The sequence below is a fragment of the Methylobacterium sp. CCH7-A2 genome (genome assembly GCF_001557075.1).
Classification (GTDB): domain Bacteria; phylum Pseudomonadota; class Alphaproteobacteria; order Rhizobiales; family Beijerinckiaceae; genus Allobosea; species Allobosea massiliensis.
The window spans coordinates 83328-101275 of the sequence record NZ_LSKN01000289.1; the positions used below are offsets into that span (position 1 = coordinate 83328).

Sequence of the window (17948 nt, forward strand, 5' to 3'; positions counted from 1 at the left end):
CGTGCTAGAGGGCCCCGCAAGCGCCTTGTTCCGGCCAAAGGATGCCGTTACGACGCCCGCGTTGACAGACACGCCGGTGTCCGGCGGCCCAGGAGACGATCATGCTGCGCAACTCGCTTGCCACCCTCGCTTTTCTCGCCTCGCTCGGCCTCGCGGCGGCCCCCGTCGGCGCCCAGACGCCGGACCCCGCCAACACCCTGATCCTCGAGACCAAGGACGGGCCGGTGACGATCCGCCTGCGGCCCGATCTCGCGCCCAAGCATGTCGAGCAGATCAAGACGCTGACCAAGCGCGGCTTCTATGACGGCATCGTCTTCCACCGCGTCATCGACGGCTTCATGGCCCAGACCGGCGATCCGACGGGCACGGGCACCGGCGGCTCCGACCTGCCCAACATCAAGGCCGAGTTCACGCCCACCCCCTACAAGATCGGCTCGGTCGGCATGGCCCGCTCGCAGTCCCCCGATTCGGCGAATTCGCAGTTCTTCATCTGCTATGAGGGCTGCGGCTCGCTGACCGGCCAGTACACCCTCTTCGGCGAGGTCGTTTCGGGCATGGAGGCCGTCCGCAAGATCAAGAAGGGGGCTCCCGGCAGCGGCATGGTCAGCGGCCCCGACAAGATCATCCGCATGCGTCTCCAGTCGGACGCGAAGTAACCCGATGGCGGGCAGGGCGCAGCGCGCCGTCGGCGGTGCGCTCGCCCTCGCTCTGCTCGCGCTCGCGGCGGACGGGGCCGTTGCCCAGGGTACGACCGATCTCGGCCTGCCACCGGCATCGGGATCGCAGAACCCGGTCCTGCCGCCACCCTCCGGGTCGCAGAACCCGGTGCTGCCGCCCCCCTCGGGCCAGCGCTACCTTCCCGGCGTCGGTGGCCGCTTCGGCGGCGATGCCGACGGGCCGGGTGCCGCGATACGACCGGTCCCGTCGGCGCCACGTCCGGGCAGCGGCGAGATCGGTGTGGTCGGCACCGTCGAGCCGGCGATGAAGTCGCCCGACGGCGGCGCGCTCGACCGCCTCGCCGACATCGCCCCGGCACTGCGGCGCTGCTGGACTCCGCCCGCGATGGATGGTCCCGAAAGCGGTGCGATGGCGACGGTGCGCTTCAGCCTGCGCCGCGACGGCTCGCTCTTCGGGCAGCCGCGCGTGACCTGGCAGACGCAGAACACCGAGTCCGATCTGCGCCGTCGTTTCACCGACTCCGTCGTTGCGGCCGTTCGCAGCTGCACACCTATGAGGTTGTCGCCGCAGCTCGGAGCCGCTATCGCGGGGCGACCCTTGTCCATCCGCTTCCACGGCCGCGCGCCGTCTAATGAAAGGCCGATCTGATGTCGCTCGATCCCGAGAACACCCTCGTCATGGAAACCACCAAGGGCAAGGTGGTGATCAAGCTGCGCCCCGACCTCGCGCCCAAGCATGTCGAGCGCATCAAGCTGCTCGCGCGCGAGGGCTTCTATGACGGCATCGTCTTCCACCGCGTCATCGACGGCTTTATGGCCCAGGTCGGCTGCCCGCACGGCACCGGCACCGGCGGCTCGAAGCACCCGGACCTGGCGCAGGAGTTCAACGCCGAGCCGCATGTCCGCGGCATCTGCTCGATGGCCCGCGCCCAGAACCCGAACTCGGCCAACAGCCAGTTCTTTATCGTCTTCGAGGACGCCCGCTTCCTCGACAAGCAGTACACGGTCTGGGGTCAGGTCGTGGAAGGCATGGAGAATGTCGACAACATCAAGCGCGGCGAGCCCGTGCGCGACCCCGACTCCATCGTCTCGATGAAGGTGATGGCCGACGCGGCCTGACATCGCCGTGGATGTCGGGCTCTTCGACTTCGACCTGCCCGAAGACCGCATCGCGCTGAGGCCCGTCAGCCCGCGCGATGCGGCGCGGCTGCTCGTCGTCCGGCCCGATGCCCCGCAGCCCTTCGAGGATCGCGGCATCCGCGATCTCGTCCAGCTGCTGCAACCCGGTGACGCGCTCGTCCTGAACGACACGCGCGTCATCCCCTCGCGGCTCTATGGCCGCCGCCGACGGGGCGAAGCCTCCGCCCGCATCGAGATCATGCTGCACAAGCGCGAGGCGGCCGATCGCTGGCGCGCCTTCGCGCGACCGGCCAAGAAGCTGGCGCTCGGCGAGACCGTCACCTTCGGCGACGAATCCGAGAGCAGCGCCTGCGAGCTCGGCCGCCTTCAGGCCGAGATCGTCGCCAAGGCGGAGGGCGGAGAGGTCGAGCTGCGCTTCGCGCTTGCCGGTCCGCATCTCGACGAGGCCATCGCCCGCCTGGGTGAGTTGCCGCTGCCACCCTATATCGCGGGCAAGCGCGCGACCGATGCCGCCGATGCGCAGGACTACCAGACCATGCATGCCAGCAAGGACGGCGCCGTCGCGGCGCCGACGGCCGGACTGCACTTCACGCCCGAGCTCGTGGCCGCGCTGGAGGCGAGGGGTGTCACCCGTCATCTCGTCACGCTCCATGTCGGCGCCGGCACCTTCCTGCCGGTGAAGGCCGAGGATACTCAAGACCACCGCATGCACGCCGAATGGGGGACGATTGCCCCCGAGACGGCCGCAGCCCTCAATGCCGTGCGGGCGAGAGGCGGGCGCATCGTCGCCGTCGGCACCACCTCGCTGCGGTTGCTCGAAAGCGCGACCGGCGAAGACGGCGTCATCCAGCCGTTTTCGGGCGACACCGCGATCTTCATCACGCCGGGCTACCGTTTCCGCGCGGTCGATCTGCTGCTGACCAATTTCCACCTGCCGCGCTCGACGCTGTTCATGCTCGTTTCCGCCTTCTGCGGCCTCGACGTGATGAAACGGGCCTACGCCCATGCGATCGCGCAGAACTATCGCTTCTACTCCTACGGCGACGGCAGCCTGCTGCATCGGGCCCAGCCGGGCTCCCCCTAACTGCCAGCCTGATGACGAATGCGTCGTCGGACCCAGGAAAATCCTGTTCCGGCTCGCCATTGCCGGGTGGAAATGCTACCGGGCAGCACCACACAGGATATCTGACGGACCATGGCCGATATTTTCCGCGAGATTGACGAGGAAGTGCGCCGCGACAAGGCGGCGGAGCTCTGGAAGAAATATGGCTGGCTCGTCACGGGCCTGGCCGTTCTCGCGGTTGCGGCCGTGGCCGGCTGGCAGTTCTGGCTTTACCGCGAGCAGCAGGCCTCGCAGGTCGTCGGCGCCCGGCTCGAGGCGGCCCTCAAGGCCTCGCGCGACGGCAACGGGACCGAGGCCGAGACGATCCTCGGCGAACTCGCTGCGAACGCGCCGGCGGGGTACCGCCAGATCGCCCGCTTCCGCCTCGCGGCCGAGACGGCCAAGCGCGATGCTGCCGCCGGAGCGACTGCCTTCGACCAGATCGCGGCCGACGGTTCGCTGGGGCAGCTCTATCGTGATCTCGCCCGCTTGCGGGCCGGCATGCTGCGCGTCGATCTCGTGCCCTTTTCCGAACTGCGGACGGCTCTGGAGCCGCTGGCGACGCCGCAGGGGGCCTGGCGCCACTCGGCCCGCGAATTCCTCGGCATCGCCGCGCTCAAGGCCAATCTCTTCGAGGATGCCGGCCGCTGGTTCGATGCCATCGTCACCGACCCGCAATCCCCCGCCGTCCTGCGCCAGCGCACCGAACTCTACCTCGCTCTGGTGCGTGGCGGGCCGGTCGAGACGAAGAACTGACGATCGCGGGCAAGTCGCCAAAAACGAGACTCGACGCCGTCATCCCGGGCGACCGCTGGTCGACCCGGGATCCATGCCTGAGCCTGCCCGTGCTGCGTTCCGGCATGGATCCCGGATCGGCGCCGCTTCGCGGCTTGTCCGGGATGACGGCGTAACGGAATATGCAATCAGAATGACCGCCACTGTCGCCATCATCGGCCGTCCCAATGTCGGCAAGTCGACGCTGTTCAACCGGCTCGTCGGCAAGAAGCTCGCTCTGGTCGATGACCGGCCGGGCGTGACGCGCGACCGCCGTGAGGGCGACGCCGCGCTCGGCCATCTGCGCTTCACCATCATCGACACGGCGGGGCTGGAAGAGGCCGATCCCGGCTCTCTCGCCGGCCGCATGCGCGCCCAGACCGAGGTGGCGATCGCCCAGGCCGATGTCATCCTGTTCATGATCGACGCCAGGCTCGGCCTGACGCCGATGGACCAGCCCTTCGCCGACCTCGTCCGCAAATCCGGGAAGCCCGTCATCCTGCTGGCCAACAAGGCGGAGGGGAAGAAAGGCCTGGACGGCATTTTCGAAGCCTATTCGCTCGGCCTCGGCGATCCCGTGCCCTTCTCGGCCGAACATGGCGAGGGCACCTCCGACCTGCTCGAGGCGCTGGCGCCTTATGTCGATGTCGAGCCCGAGGAAGACGAGCCCTTCGACGAGAGCTATGGCGACAAGCGCTGGGTCGATGCCCCCGCCGCCGCGCCGGAGGGCGAGGAGGAGGGCGCCTATGACGACCCGAGCAAACCGCTCCGGGTCACCATCATCGGCCGCCCCAACGCCGGCAAGTCGACGCTGGTCAACCGCATGATCGGCGAGGACCGGCTGCTCGTCGGCCCCGAGGCCGGCATCACCCGCGACACGATCTCGGTCGACTATGAATGGCGCGGCCGCCCGGTGAAGCTGTTCGACACGGCGGGCATGCGCAAGCGCGCCCGCATCGAGGAAAAACTCGAGAAGATGTCGGTGCAGGATTCGCTGCGTGCGATCCGCTTCGCCGAGGTCGTCGTGGTGCTCCTCGACGCCACCATCCCCTTCGAAAAGCAGGACCTGACGCTGGTCGACCTGACCGAGCGCGAAGGCCGCTGCGTCGTCATTGGCCTCAACAAATGGGACCTGGTGGCCGACAAGAACGGCCTCCTCGCCGAGCTGAAGGAGAAGGCGAGCCATCTCCTGGCGCAGGTGCGCGGCGTGCCGATCATCCCGCTCTCGGGCCTGGCCGGCGAAGGCATCGACCGGCTGATGCAGGCCGTCTTCACCGCTTATGAGGTCTGGAACCGCCGCATCTCGACGGCCAGGATCAACCGCTGGCTCGAAGGCGTGCTCTCGGCCCATCCGCCTCCGGCCGTGGCGGGGCGGCGCATCAAGATCCGCTACATGACGCAGGCCAAGGCGCGCCCGCCGACCTTTGCACTGTTCGGCAACCAGCTCGACCATCTGCCGGTGTCCTACACCCGCTATCTGGTCAACAATCTGCGCGAGGCCTTCGATCTGCCGGGCACGCCGATCCGCCTGCACACCCGCGGCGGCGACAACCCCTACGACAGGAACAAGCGCGCCGGGTGACGATCCCGCGTGTCATTCTCGGGCGAAGACCCGAGAATCTGCGGCAAGAGACGCTCGGGTCTTCGCCAGAGCATGACGCGTGAACCTCAGCCCGGCATCTGCGGGCTGAGCACCTTGCCCTGCGGGAAGTCGAAGATCTTGCCACTCTCGGCCCAGTTCGGCGAGGCGATGGCGACCAGATGCGGCGCCAGCTCCTCCGGCGTCTTCAGCGTCAGCGGGTCTTCGCCCGGCATCGCCTCAGCCCGCATGCGCGTGCGCAGCGGCCCCGGATTGACCAGCATCACCTTGAGCGGCGTCGTCGCCGTCTCGGCGGCATAGGTGCGCCCCATCGCCTCGACGGCCGCCTTGGAGATCGAATAGGGGCCCCAATAGGCGAGGCATTTGTGGGCTGCGCCCGAGGACATCAGGATGACGCGTCCGGAATCGGAGGCCTGCAGCGCGGGCTCGACCGACTTCAGCAGCCGCCAGTTCGCCGTGACATTGGTGTCGAACACCTTGGCCCACTCCTTGGGCGAGGCATGGGTCAGCGGCGAGAGCGGGCCGAGGATACCGGCATTGGCCAGGAGGATGTCGAGCTTGCCCCAGCGCTGCAGCAGGGCCGGGCCGAGCTTCTCGACCGCCGGAGCGTCGCCGAGATCGAGCGGGACCAGCGTGGCGCTGCCGCCTTCGGCCCGGATCTCGTCGTCCAGTTCCTCGAGCGCACCGCTGGTCCGCGCCAGTGCGACGACATGGGCGCCGGCTTTGGCGAAGGCGAGCGCCGCCGCCCGACCGATCCCGCGCGAGGCGCCGGTGACGAGCGCGACGCGCCCGGAAAGAGGTTGGGTCATTCCTGGTCCCCCGTGCCCACATCCGCAGCCCTCATCCTGAGGAGCGCCGAAGGCGCGTCTCGAAGGATGTCCTAATGGGGCTCCGGAGAAATCTGGATCATCCTTCGAGACGCCGCGTTCCGCGGCTCCTCAGGATGAGGGCTGCGGAGAGACCGGCCTCTCGATCAGCCAGCCTCGGCCAGCAGCGAGATCTGCTGCTTGGCGCTCTCGCCGATCACGTCGGTCAGCGAGGTCGGATAATCGCCGGTGAAGCAGTGATCGGTGAATTGCGGCCGGATCGGATCGCGCCGCTCATGGCCCATGGCGCGATAGAGCCCGTCCACCGAGATGAAGGCCAGCGAATCGGCGCCGACGAATTCGCGCATCTGCTCGAGCGAATGCGTCGCCGCCAGCAGTTTCTCGCGATCGGGCGTGTCGATGCCGTAATAGTCGGGATGCGTGATCGGCGGCGAGGAGATGCGGAAATGCACCTCGCGCGCCCCGGCCTCGCGCATCATCTTCACGATCTTGAACGAGGTCGTTCCTCGCACGATCGAGTCGTCGACGAGCACGATGCTCTTGCCCTCGACCACCGAGCGGTTGGCCGAATGCTTCAGCTTGACGCCGAGCTCGCGCACCTTCTGCGTCGGCTCGATGAAGGTCCGGCCGACATAGTGGTTGCGGATGATGCCGAGCTCGAAGGGAATGCCGCTCGCCTGCGCATAGCCCAGCGCCGCCGGAACGCCGGAATCCGGCACGGGCACGATCACGTCGGCCTTTGCCGGAGATTCCAGCGCCAGCTGCGCGCCCATCGCCTTGCGGCGCTCATAGATGCTGCGCCCCTTCACGATCGAATCGGGGCGGGCGAAATAGATGTATTCGAAGATGCAGGGCCGCTCGGGCACCGCCGGGAAGGGCTTGTGGCTCTCGATGCCGCTCTCCGAGATGACGACCACCTCGCCATTCTCGATCTCGCGGATGAAGCGTGCGCCGATGATGTCGAGCGCGCAGGTCTCCGAGGTCAGGATGGGGGCGCCGTCGAGTTCGCCCAGCACCAGCGGGCGGATGCCGAGCGGATCGCGCGCGCCGATCAGCTTCTTGTTGGTGATGCCGACGAAGGCATAGGCGCCCTCGATCTGGCGGATCGCCTCGACGAAACGGTCGATGAAGCGCGGCTTGCGGGAGCGCGCCACGAGATGCAACAGCACCTCGGTGTCGGAGGTCGACTGATAGATCGCGCCGTCGCGGACGAGGTTGCGGCGCAGCGTCAGGCCGTTGGTCAGGTTGCCGTTATGAGCGACCGCGAAGCCGCCGCCATGCAGCTCGGCGAAGAGCGGCTGGACGTTGCGCAGGATGGTTTCGCCGGTGGTCGAGTAGCGGACATGGCCGACGGCCTGCGACCCCTTCAGCTTGTCGATCACGGCCGCTTCCGAGAATGCATCGCCGACGAGGCCGAGGCGGCGCTCGGAATGGAAACGCCCACCATCGAAGGTGACGATGCCCGCCGCCTCCTGGCCGCGATGCTGGAGCGCGTGCAGGCCGAGCGCGGTCAGCGCCGCCGCATCGGCATGCCCGAAGATGCCGAAGACGCCGCATTCCTCGCGCAGCCGGTCGGCATAGGGATCGAAGGCGGCCTCGTTTGCCGAAGCCTTCATCGAGGATTCTGCGACCATGTCTGGGCTCCTGGCGGCGGGACGAGGGGCTTCTAGGCGCGAATTAAGGGCGAGTTGGGGCAGGGGCGGCGCGCGTGCCGTCGATGGCCCGCTGCAGGGCCTGGCGGTCGGTCGCGCTCGGGGCATCTGTGCGGCGCTGCGGGTCCGCGCCGGGGGTGGCGGGCTGGCGCGGCTCTTCGGCCGGGGCTTCCGTCGGCTCCGGGCCGGATTTCGGCTTCAGCAGCGTCTTCAGGAAGTCGGCGTTGACGTCCTGCGGCAGCATGGTGATCAGCGAGCGCCCCGTTTCCTCGAGCATGGGCTTGGCCTTGGCGTCGCGCGCCCAGGGCGGCATCTTGTCGGCGCCGACCAGCGCCGCGAAGAACAGGTAGCCGATCACGGCCAGGAGCAGCCCGCGCCCCGCGCCGAAGACGAAGCCGAGCGTGCGGTCGAGCGCGCCGATGCGCGAATCGAGCACGAAATCCGAGATCCGCGCCGTCACCAGCGACACCACGATCAGCGTCACCAGGAACAGCGAGGCGATCGCCGCGATCAGCGCGATCGTGTCGTTCGGGATGTACTGCTTCATGATCGGCAGCAGCTGCGGATGGAAGATCCAGGCGACGGCGGCCGCCGCGGCCCAGGACGCGATGGCGAGCACCTCGCGCGTCAGCCCGCGCACCGCCGCCAGCAAAGCCGAGATCAGAATCACGCCGATGACGACGAGATCGAGAATGGTCACAGGCATGGATGAGCCGCTTCGTTATGGTCTCGGAATGGCCTGCAACAGATGGGCTGGCCGCATCGCGTTTGCTATACGCGCTCGCGCCCGCGGCGTCACTATTGTGACGGGCTCATTTCACATCCCGGCGAGGCGCGCGCGCGGCGATATCGGCAACGAGTTCCGTGACATGGCCGAAGCGTCGTAGCGCAAGACCGCCGCCGTCGCCGGCATCGGCGCCGCCCGCCGGCATCAGCGCCGCCTCGAAGCCGAGCTTGGAGGCCTCTCGCAGCCGCGCCGCCGCGACCGAAACGGGCCTGATCGCCCCCGACAGGGCGATTTCGCCGAAATAGACCGATTCGGGCGGCAGGATCGCGCCCGTCAGCGAGGAGACGAGAGCCGCCGCCACCGCCAGATCGGCGGCCGGCTCGTTCACGCGCAAACCGCCAGCGACGTTGAGATAGACGTCATGCTGCCCCAGCCGCAGCCCGCCATGCGTCTCGAGCACGGCCAGCACCATCGACAGGCGGCTGTTCTCCCAGCCGACCACGGCGCGCCGCGGCGTGCCGAGCGAGGTCGGCGCGACCAGCGCCTGGATCTCGACCAGCACCGGCCGCGTGCCCTCGATGCCGGCGAAGACCGCCGCGCCCGGTGCGGCCTGGTCGCGCCCGGCCAGGAACAGCGCGGACGGGTTGGAGACTTCGGACAGGCCCTTGCCGGTCATCTCGAAGACGCCGATCTCGTCGGTGGCGCCGAAGCGGTTCTTCTGCCCGCGCAGGATGCGGAAGGCGTGCGCGCCTTCGCCCTCGAAGGACAGCACGGCGTCGACCATGTGCTCGACGACGCGAGGCCCGGCGATCTGCCCGTCCTTGGTGACGTGGCCGACCAGAATCATGCAGGCGCCGCTGGTCTTGGCATGGCGGATCAGCGCCTGGGCCGAGCCGCGCACCTGCGTCACGGTGCCCGGCGCGCTCTCGACCTCGCCGGACCACATGGTCTGGATCGAATCGATCACGACGAGGGCTGGCCGCAGCCCCTGACCGAGCGTCGCGACGATGTCCTCGACATTGGTTTCGGCCGCGAGTTCGACCGGCGCCTCCGACAGCCCCATGCGCTCGGCGCGTAGCCGCACCTGCCCGGTCGATTCCTCGCCCGAGACGTAGACGACGCGACGGCCCGCCGAGGCGAGCGCCGCGCAGGCCTGCATCAGCAGCGTCGACTTGCCGATGCCGGGGTCACCGCCGATCAGCAGCACGGAGCCCGGCACGAAGCCGCCGCCCGTGACGCGATCGAGTTCACCGATGCCGGAGACGATGCGCGGTGCATCCTGCGTCTCGCCCTTCAGCCCTTCCAGCGCGAAGACGCGTCCGCGCGCCCGGCCGGACGAGGCCCCGCGCGCGCCGGGCACCGGGGCCGCCTGCGCCTCCTCGGACAGAGACGACCAGGTGCCGCAGGCGTCGCACTTGCCCTGCCAGCGGTGATAGACCGCGCCGCAGGCCTGGCAGATATAGGTGGGGCCGCGCTTGGCCATCGCTAACCTGTCATTCCGGGGCTTCGCTTCAGCGAAGAACCCGGAATCCACGACCGGCTGTGCGCTTCCCACCGGGGTCGACAAAGGTCGAGGCCCGTCACGGGTTCCGGGTTCACGGCTGCGCCGTGCCCTGGAAGGACACCGGAGCCGCTCACCTCAAACCCCGACATAGCGCCGCGCATGGCGCCGGCCGAGGCTGGTCAGGATCTCGTAGCCGATCGTCTTGGCCCCCGCGCCGACCGTCTCCAGATCGAGCGCGCCGCCGATCAGCGTCACCGGCTCGCCGCGCCGCGCGGCGTTCTCCGGCGCCTCGGTGACGTCGAGGATGATCAGGTCCATCGAGACCGAGCCGACGAAGGGGCAGGGGACGCCTCCCACGAGCGCGGTTCCGCCGGGCACCGTATCGGTGCCGCTGGCGTTGCGCGGATAGCCGTCGGCATAGCCGAGGCAGATGGTGGCGAGGCGGCTGCGGCGCTTCGCGGTCCAGCGGCCATTATAGCCGACCTGCGTCCCTGCCTCGACGTCGCGCAGCTGGATGATGCGCGACTGCAGCGAGACGACCGCCTGCATCGGGTTGGGCTGGCCGGGCGTCGGGTTGCCGCCATAGAGCGCATAGCCCGGGCGGGTCAGCTGGTAGGCCGGGCAGCCTTTCAGGAAATGCCCCGACGAATTCATCAGCGAGGCCGGCAGCTCCGGGAACGCCGCGGCGATCCCGGCAAAGGCCGCGATCTGGCGCGCATTGGCCGGATCGCCCTCGTCCTCGGAAGCGGCGAAATGGGTCATCAGCAGGCCGACACCCGCCGCATCGACGAGCTCGGACCCGTCTCCGGCGAGCGACAGCGCCTCGTCCGGCGCCAGCCCCAGCCGGTTCATGCCTGAGTCGACATGCAGCGCCGCCGGCCTGACCGCGCCACTGCCCTGCCGGAAGGCGGCCCATTCCTGCAATTCCGCGACGGAGCCCAGGACCGGTGACAGGTCGTGGCGGGCGAAGGCGGCGCTTTGACCGGGCAGGAGGCCGTTGAGGACGTAGATCGTCGCCTCGGCGGCGACGGCACGCGCGCGGACGGCCTCCGAGAGATGCGCGACGAAGAAGCTGCGGCAGCCGGCGCGCGACAGCGCCGTCACGGCGGGCTCGATGCCGATGCCATAGGCGTCGGCCTTGACCACCGCGCCGGCCTCCGTGCCGGCGCGGGCGCCGAGCGCGCGCCAGTTGGCGACGAGCGCCCCGAGATCCAGGGTGAGGAGCGTGCCGCGGGTCTCGGCCTCGGGCGTATCGAAAGGGCTCATTCGCGGTCAGGCAGCCTCAGTTCGTCGGCCCGGTCGGAGAAGCGCGTCACATCGGCGTCGAACTGCAGCGCGATCGTCCCGGTCGGGCCGTGGCGCTGCTTGCCGATGATCAGCTCGGCCACGCCATGCGCGGCCTCCATCTCGATCTGCCACTTGTTGTGTTCCTCGGTGCCGGGACGCGGCTCCTTGCCCTTGAGGTAGTACTCCTCGCGGTAGACGAACATGACCACGTCGGCGTCCTGCTCGATCGAGCCGGACTCGCGCAGGTCGGAGAGCTGGGGGCGCTTGTCGTCGCGGCTTTCGACCTGTCGCGAGAGCTGGGACAGCGCGATGATCGGCACCGACAGCTCTTTCGCGAGCGCCTTCAGGCTGGTCGTGATCTCGGTCAGCTCCTGCACGCGGTTCTGGCCGTTCTTGGCCGAGCCCGACAGCAGCTGGAGATAGTCGATGAACAGGACGTCGAGGCCCTTTTGGCGCTTCAGCCGGCGCGCCCGGGCGACGAGCTGGGCGATCGAGATGCCGCCGGTCTGGTCGATATAGAGCGGCAGCTTCTCGATCTGCGCCGCGACGTCGGTCAGCCGCGCGAACTCGGCCTCGGTGATGCGGCCCTGCCGGATCTTGTAGGAGGAGATGCCCGACTGCTCGGCGACGATACGCGTCGCCAGCTGGTCGGCCGACATTTCGAGCGAGAAGAAGGCGACGATGCCGCCATCGACCGTCTTGATCGTGCCGTCTGTCTGGCGCTCGCCGCGCCAGGCCTTGGCGATGTTGAAGGCGATGTTGGTCGCCAGCGACGTCTTGCCCATGGCGGGGCGGCCGGCGAGCACGATCAGGTCGGAGGGCTGCAGCCCGCCCATGCGCTGGTCGAGATCGCGGAGGCCGGACGAGATGCCCGAGAGGCCGCCGGCGCGCTGATAGGCATTCGCGGCCATGTCGATGGCGGTGTAGAGCGCCGCGTCGAACTTCTGGAAGCCGCCCTCGTAGCGGCCCTTTTCCGCCAGCTCGTAGAGCTTGCGCTCGGCCTCCTCGATCTGCTCGCGCGGCGCCATGTCGACGGGCGCGTCATAGGCGACATTGACCAGATCCTCGCCGACGCCGATCAGCTGCCGCCGGATCGCCAACTCATAGATGGTGCGGCCATAGTCGCCGGCATTGATGACGGTCGTCGCCTCCGCGGCCAATCGCGCCAGATACTGCGAGGCGGTCAAGCCGCCCAGATCCATCTCGCCGACGAAGGTTTTCAGCGTGATCGGCGTGGCGATCTTGCCGGCGCGGATCAGGCTCGCGGTCAGCTCGAAGATGCGCTGGTGGATCGGCTCGAAGAAATGGTCCGGCAGCAGGAAATCGGAGACGCGGTAGAAAGCGTCGTTGTTGACCAGGATCGCGCCCAGCAACGCCTGCTCCGCCTCGATGTTGTGCGGCTGGACGCGGTATTCGGCCTCGCGGGTTTCGAGGCGGGTGACGAGGGCGGTTGCTGTGGCCATGAGGGCGCGAATGTCTCGGGTCTGCGGCTATCCGACTCTGCGCTTACTCTACCACTCTGACGGATCATGCCAGCAGCGATTGGACGATCCACGCCTTTGCACAGGCTGCAACGAAAAAGGGCGCCGCGTTGCCGCGGCGCCCTTGACTTGACGAAGCGAGCGATCGGCTCAGCGGTCGTCCTCGCCGGCTTCCGCCAGCGCCGCACCGACCTCGAGGCCGAGATCGTCGAGGTCGAACTCCTCGCGGGCCGTGACGTTCTCGCCGCGGACCTGGCGCTCGGCTTCCTCGGCCGAACGGGCGACGTTCACGGTGACGGTGACCGAGACTTCCGGATGCAGGACGACCGGGACGGTGTGCAGGCCGAGCGTCTTGATCGGCGCGTTCAGCGTGATCTGGCTGCGCGAAACGTGGAAGCCCTCGGCGGTCAGCGCCTCGGCGATGTCGCGGGTCGAGACCGAGCCGTAGAGCACGCCCGACTCGCCCGACTGGCGCAGCATCACGACGCTCAGACCGTCCAGGCTCTCGGCGACCGACTCGGCTTCCGACTTCAGCTCGAGATTGCGGGTCTCGAGCTCGATCTTCTGGCTCTCGAAGCGCTTCTTGTTCTCCTCGGTCGCGCGCAGAGCCTTGCCGCGGGCGAGCAGGTAGTTGCGGCCGAAGCCGTCGCGGACGCGCACGACGTCGCCCATCTGGCCGAGCTTGGCGACGCGTTCGAGCAGGATCACTTCCATGGTGTTGTCTCCTTTGAGAGCGGTTCGAAATTGAAGATCAGGCCTGGGGAGGCGGGGGAGGCATCGCGGCCCGCTTGCGCAGCCCGAGAAGGGTGTCGATCATGCCGGCGAGCGCCAGCAGCGGCGTCAGCACGGCCTGCATCACGATCAGCGCGACATAGACGCTGATCAGCATCGGCGTGCGCCAGGTCTGGCCGCGCGAAAGGTCGTGCAGCATCGCGAGGCCGGAGAACATGAAGGCGGCGAGCAGCGCGCCGACCAGCGAGGCGCCGGCGAGGCCGACGAACCCGTCGAGCATGGCGGTGACCAGACCCACCGCCAGAAGCGGCAGCGCCGTGCGCGGCAGCGTCGTCGAGGGAATAAATGGCCAGGGCCGCGGCAGACGGCCGGAGAACTGCACCGTCTTGGCGGCCAGCCAGAGATTGGCGGTGATGGTGGTGACGATCGAGGCGGCGATGCCGAGCGGCACGGCGCGCACCAGCAGCGGCGTGATATCGGCCGAGAGATCGGCGGCGGTCTTCCCCTGCGGCAAGGTCAGCATCTTGCTGCGCACCATCTCCGCCAGGAGATTATCGACGATCCGCGCGATGACGGCGCGGTAGGTTTCGTAATCGGTTGTCATCACCAGGGCGCTGGCGACGCTGGCGAGCGTCGCCGTGCCGGCGATCCAGACCATCAGGTGCCCGAGCGGGTACCATTCGACGGCACCGCTCTCGTCGGAGCGCGCCAGCAGCGCCAGATAGGCGATCCACCAGGCCGGCAGTGCGATGATGCAGGCGAAGGCGAAGCCGGCCGGGAGGCTCAGGCCTAGCGTCACGGCGAGCGCGCCCGCGGCGGAGGCATAGAGCCCGGCGCGGTGGTTCCAACCGAGCGCGGCGATGAAGATCGGAAGCGGGGCGGCCGAATACAGCAGCACGGCCAGCGGCGATCCGGTGATCACCACTGAAAAGAGCAGGGCCGCTACGAGGCCCGCGCCGATGCCGACGGCCGGAATCATTCTCTGTCCTGCTGTCCCGCTGCTCCCGGGCCTATCGGCCGGGCAGGGTGAGAGGCTTTTCGCCTCAACGAACCCGGTGGGGTTTCACCACAGGGCGACTGGTCGGGTGGTCGAAACCGGCGGCGATCGCTCGCCGCCGGTCGATCTTGGAGCCCCCAAAGCGGGAGGCGAAAGCGATCTCAGCGGATCACGTAGGGCAGCAGGCCCAGGAAGCGGGCGCGCTTGATCGCCTGGGCGAGCTCGCGCTGCTTCTTGGCGGAGACCGCCGTGATGCGCGACGGCACGATCTTGCCGCGCTCGGAGATGTAGCGCGAGAGCAGGCGCACATCCTTGTAGTCGATCTTCGGAGCGCCCTCGCCCGAGAAGGGGCAGGACTTGCGGCGACGGAAGAAGGGGCGACGGGCGCCGGCGGATGCAGTCGACATGGCTCAGGCCTCCGCGCCGGTCGTTTCGGGAGCAGCTTCGTCGTCGCGACGCGGACGGTCACGACGCGGGCCGCGGTCGAAGCGGTCGCCGCCGCCGGGACGGTCGAAGCGGTCGCCGCGATCACCACGATCGTCGCGGTCGCGCTTCTGGAGCATGGCCGACTGGCCTTCCTCAAGCTCCTCGACGCGCACGGTGAGGAAGCGCAGGACGTCCTCGTTAATGCGCATCTGGCGCTCCATCTCCGCGACCGCCGCGGCGGCAGCGTCGATGTTCAGCAGCGAGTAATGCGCCTTGCGGTTCTTCTTGATGCGGTAGCCGAGGGACTTCACGCCCCAGTACTCGACCTTGGGGACCGAGCCGCCATTCGCCTCGATGATGCCCTTGAACGTCTCGACAAGGGCCTCGACCTGCTGCGCGCTGACGTCTTGCCGCGCGAGCAGGACATGCTCGTACAATGCCATGATTGGCCTTCCTTTTTTCACCCTGCTTCGCCCGGCGCGGAGCCCTCCGAGCCCTGGATAAGGCCCGACAGGATTTCATCGAAGGCGGAGACACGGGATGACGGCGCCCGGGGGAGCCTGCAGCGCAACAGCCGGTAGCCGGCCAAAGCGCTGCCATCCGTTCAGCCTCCGGCCGAACAAGCAGGAGGCGGTCGTTACAGGTTGCAGCCCGTCGATGCAACCGAAATCGGCTTTTGGCCGCGGACGACCCGGCCGATCGGGCGGCTTCGGCCTTGACTTGCACTCCAAGGCAGTGTGACAGCGCCGTGAACTGGCTCAAATCGTTTGAAAATCCGAGGCCTTCCGCATGACGACCGCGTTCATCTTCCCCGGCCAGGGCTCCCAGGCCGTCGGCATGGGCAAGACCTTGGCCGATGCCTTCCCCGTCGCCCGTGCCGTGTTCGACGAGGTCGATGCCGCCCTGTCACAGAAGCTGTCGGCCCTGATGTGGGAGGGACCCGCGGAGGAACTCACGCTGACGGCGAATGCGCAGCCGGCGCTGATGGCCGTGAGCCTGGCGGTGGTGCGGGTCCTCGAGGCCGAGGCTGGCCACGATCTGAAACGTGACGCCGCCTTCGTCGCGGGGCATTCCCTGGGTGAGTACTCGGCGCTGGCCGCCGCCGGCACCTTCGGCATCGGTGATGCCGCGCGCCTGCTGCGCATCCGCGGCGATGCGATGCAGAAGGCCGTGCCGGCCGGGCAGGGGGCAATGGCCGCCCTGCTGGGAGCGGATCTCGACCTGGCGCGCGCCATCGCTGCCGATGCGGCTGAGGGCGAAGTCTGCGAGGCCGCCAACGACAACGGCGGCGGGCAGGTCGTGCTCTCCGGCGCGAAGGCCGCGATCGACCGGGCGATCGCGCTAGCCGGCGAGCGCGGTGTCCGTCGCGCCATGCTGCTGCCGGTTTCGGCGCCCTTCCATTGCTCCCTAATGCAGCCCGCCGCGGAGGCGATGCGCGCGGCGCTGGCCGATGTCGCGATGCAGGCGCCGGTCGTTCCCGTCATGGCCAATGTCGGTGCCGCGCCGCTGTCGGATGTGGCGGCGATCCGCGATTCGCTGGTGGCGCAGGTCACCGGCACGGTGCGCTGGCGCGAATGCGTCGAGGCGATGGCGGCCGCGGGCGTCGACCGTTTCGTCGAACTCGGCAGCGGCAAGGTGCTGGCCGGTCTGGTGAAGCGCATCGCGCCGACTGCGACGCCGCTCTCGGTGGGAACCGCCGAGGACGTGTCCGCTTACAAGCCCTGAATGGGCAACAGAGAACGGCAGAACGCCGAAAGGGAGAGACGATGCTGGATCTGACGGGCAAGAAGGCGCTGGTGACCGGCGCCACCGGGGGGCTGGGCGGGGCCATCGCGCGCGTTCTTCATGCGCAGGGCGCCAGCGTCGCGCTGTCGGGCACGCGCGCCGAGGCGCTGGAAGCGCTCGCCGCAGAACTGGGCGAGCGAGCGGTCGTCGCGCCTTGCAACCTGGCTGACAAGGACTCGGTCGAGGCCCTCGTGCCGGCAGCCGAGGAGAAGCTCGGTGGGCTCGACATCCTCGTCAACAATGCCGGCGTCACCAAGGACAACCTCTTCCTGCGCCTCAAGGACGAGGACTGGGACAGCGTCATCGCCATCAACCTGACGGCGGCCTTCCGCCTCTCGCGCGCGGCGGTGAAGTCGATGATGCGCCGCCGTTATGGCCGCATCATCTCGATCGGCTCGGTCGTCGGCACCACCGGCAATCCGGGGCAGGGCAACTACGCCGCCTCGAAGGCCGGGCTGATCGGCATGTCCAAGGCGCTCGCCGCCGAGGTCGCCAGCCGCAACATCACCGTCAACGTCGTTGCGCCGGGCTTCATCGAGTCACCGATGACCCAGGCTCTGAACGACAAGCAGCGCGAGGGCATCCTCTCCGACGTGCCGATGGGTCGCCTGGGGACGGGCGCCGATGTGGCGGCGGCAGTGGCCTATCTCGCCAGTGCGGAAGCCGGCTACGTGACGGGGCAGACGCTTCATGTCAACGGCGGAATGACAATGATCTGAAAGACTTGTCGGGTTTTCTGGAAGAGTTCGATCCGTGGTTTCGCGCTCTCGCCAGCCAAGATCGGCTGTGTTAACTAGCGCCGTCGGGCCGCTGCGCACGATCCGGGGGACTTGACGGGAACCCGGTTGTTGCGTTTGTGCAGGCTTCGAGTTCCGGCCCGGCCGCACCGAGTTCCGGTGCGTCGGGGGTCAGGAGTGACGGTCCCTCTCTGCGGCGCGGTTCGGTGCTGCATGTTCAATCTTTAAGGATAAATCCCATGAGCGATGTCGCCGAGCGCGTGAAGAAGATCGTGGTCGAGCATCTCGGCGTCGAGCCTGAGAAGGTCGTGGATGGCGCGAACTTCATCGAGGACCTCGGGGCGGACAGCCTCGACACGGTCGAACTCGTCATGGCCTTCGAGGAAGAGTTCGGCGTCGAGATTCCGGACGATGCGGCCGAGACGATCGTCACCGTCGGCGATGCCGTGAAGTTCCTGTCGAAGTCGGCCTGATCGACTTCAAGGTCGGTCGCTGCAGAA

Annotated in this window: 19 protein-coding genes; 9 read left to right on the top strand and 10 right to left on the bottom strand. The window is 68.4% G+C overall.

All coding sequences use genetic code 11. The features are described from left to right. Nucleotides 1-101: 101 nt before the first annotated feature. The 6 genes from AX750_RS21645 (at nt 102) to der (ending at nt 5275) form a co-directional block, all read left to right on the top strand. Nucleotides 102-656: a peptidylprolyl isomerase gene (locus AX750_RS21645; RefSeq protein ID WP_066716346.1), complete on the top strand. Its 555-nt coding sequence runs from the start codon at nt 102-104 to the stop codon at nt 654-656. Between the two features lie 4 nt (nt 657-660). Next, complete coding sequence (locus AX750_RS21650; protein WP_066716344.1) at nt 661-1326, top strand: hypothetical protein; 666 nt, start codon at nt 661-663, stop codon at nt 1324-1326. Then, a complete protein-coding gene (locus AX750_RS21655) occupies nt 1326-1796 on the top strand; it encodes a peptidylprolyl isomerase (protein ID WP_066716341.1) in 471 nt (156 codons plus the stop codon). The genes AX750_RS21650 and AX750_RS21655 overlap by 1 nt, the downstream gene beginning before the upstream one ends. Nucleotides 1797-1803: 7 nt before the next feature. Then, nucleotides 1804-2901: a tRNA preQ1(34) S-adenosylmethionine ribosyltransferase-isomerase QueA gene (queA, locus tag AX750_RS21660; RefSeq protein WP_066716339.1), complete on the top strand. Its 1098-nt coding sequence runs from the start codon at nt 1804-1806 to the stop codon at nt 2899-2901. Between the two features lie 111 nt (nt 2902-3012). Continuing rightward, on the top strand, nt 3013-3675 hold the full coding sequence (locus AX750_RS21665; RefSeq protein ID WP_066716336.1) for a tetratricopeptide repeat protein: 663 nt from the start codon (nt 3013-3015) through the stop codon (nt 3673-3675). A gap of 172 nt (nt 3676-3847) precedes the next feature. Next, on the top strand, nt 3848-5275 hold the full coding sequence (der, locus tag AX750_RS21670) for a ribosome biogenesis GTPase Der (protein WP_066716333.1): 1428 nt from the start codon (nt 3848-3850) through the stop codon (nt 5273-5275). A gap of 86 nt (nt 5276-5361) precedes the next feature. Here the strand turns inward: der and AX750_RS21675 are convergent, their stop codons facing one another. The 10 genes from AX750_RS21675 to rpsF form a co-directional block, all read right to left on the bottom strand. Continuing rightward, nucleotides 5362-6102: an SDR family NAD(P)-dependent oxidoreductase gene (locus AX750_RS21675; protein WP_066716330.1), complete on the bottom strand. Its 741-nt coding sequence runs from the start codon at nt 6100-6102 to the stop codon at nt 5362-5364. A gap of 164 nt (nt 6103-6266) precedes the next feature. Beyond that, complete coding sequence (gene purF / locus AX750_RS21680; protein ID WP_245282490.1) at nt 6267-7736, bottom strand: amidophosphoribosyltransferase; 1470 nt, start codon at nt 7734-7736, stop codon at nt 6267-6269. Nucleotides 7737-7797: 61 nt separating this feature from the next. Beyond that, a complete protein-coding gene (locus AX750_RS21685; RefSeq protein ID WP_066724860.1) occupies nt 7798-8478 on the bottom strand; it encodes a CvpA family protein in 681 nt (226 codons plus the stop codon). Nucleotides 8479-8584: 106 nt separating this feature from the next. Next, nucleotides 8585-9982 carry a DNA repair protein RadA gene (gene radA / locus AX750_RS21690; RefSeq protein ID WP_066724861.1) on the bottom strand — a complete coding sequence of 466 codons (1398 nt, stop codon included), beginning with the start codon at nt 9980-9982 and terminating at the stop codon, nt 8585-8587. Between the two features lie 156 nt (nt 9983-10138). Further along, nucleotides 10139-11269 carry an alanine racemase gene (gene alr, locus AX750_RS21695; RefSeq protein WP_082735417.1) on the bottom strand — a complete coding sequence of 377 codons (1131 nt, stop codon included), beginning with the start codon at nt 11267-11269 and terminating at the stop codon, nt 10139-10141. Further along, entirely contained in the window at nt 11266-12753 is a 1488-nt protein-coding gene (locus AX750_RS21700) for a replicative DNA helicase (RefSeq protein ID WP_066724863.1), read from the bottom strand. The genes alr and AX750_RS21700 overlap by 4 nt, the downstream gene beginning before the upstream one ends. 168 nt (nt 12754-12921) lie before the next feature. Further along, on the bottom strand, nt 12922-13485 hold the full coding sequence (gene rplI / locus AX750_RS21705; protein ID WP_066724865.1) for a 50S ribosomal protein L9: 564 nt from the start codon (nt 13483-13485) through the stop codon (nt 12922-12924). A 37-nt stretch (nt 13486-13522) separates the two neighbouring features. Beyond that, on the bottom strand, nt 13523-14482 hold the full coding sequence (locus tag AX750_RS21710) for a DUF2232 domain-containing protein (protein ID WP_066724867.1): 960 nt from the start codon (nt 14480-14482) through the stop codon (nt 13523-13525). Between the two features lie 179 nt (nt 14483-14661). Further along, complete coding sequence (gene rpsR, locus AX750_RS21715; protein ID WP_038367644.1) at nt 14662-14907, bottom strand: 30S ribosomal protein S18; 246 nt, start codon at nt 14905-14907, stop codon at nt 14662-14664. A gap of 3 nt (nt 14908-14910) precedes the next feature. Then, nucleotides 14911-15369 carry a 30S ribosomal protein S6 gene (rpsF, locus tag AX750_RS21720; protein WP_066724869.1) on the bottom strand — a complete coding sequence of 153 codons (459 nt, stop codon included), beginning with the start codon at nt 15367-15369 and terminating at the stop codon, nt 14911-14913. Between the two features lie 346 nt (nt 15370-15715). On the opposite strand from rpsF, the gene fabD reads away from it, so the two are divergent. The 3 genes from fabD to AX750_RS21735 all read left to right on the top strand — a co-directional run bounded on the left by fabD (nt 15716) and on the right by AX750_RS21735 (nt 17921). Further along, nucleotides 15716-16651 (top strand): ACP S-malonyltransferase, encoded by a 936-nt coding sequence (gene fabD, locus AX750_RS21725; protein WP_066724871.1) that lies wholly within the window; start codon nt 15716-15718, stop codon nt 16649-16651. Between the two features lie 41 nt (nt 16652-16692). Then, entirely contained in the window at nt 16693-17430 is a 738-nt protein-coding gene (gene fabG / locus AX750_RS21730) for a 3-oxoacyl-[acyl-carrier-protein] reductase (protein ID WP_066724874.1), read from the top strand. 257 nt (nt 17431-17687) lie between these two features. Further along, the gene (locus AX750_RS21735) at nt 17688-17921 is read left to right on the top strand and encodes an acyl carrier protein (protein WP_056713189.1); all 234 of its coding nucleotides are present in this window, start codon (nt 17688-17690) and stop codon (nt 17919-17921) included. The last annotated feature ends 27 nt before the right edge of the window (nt 17922-17948 follow it).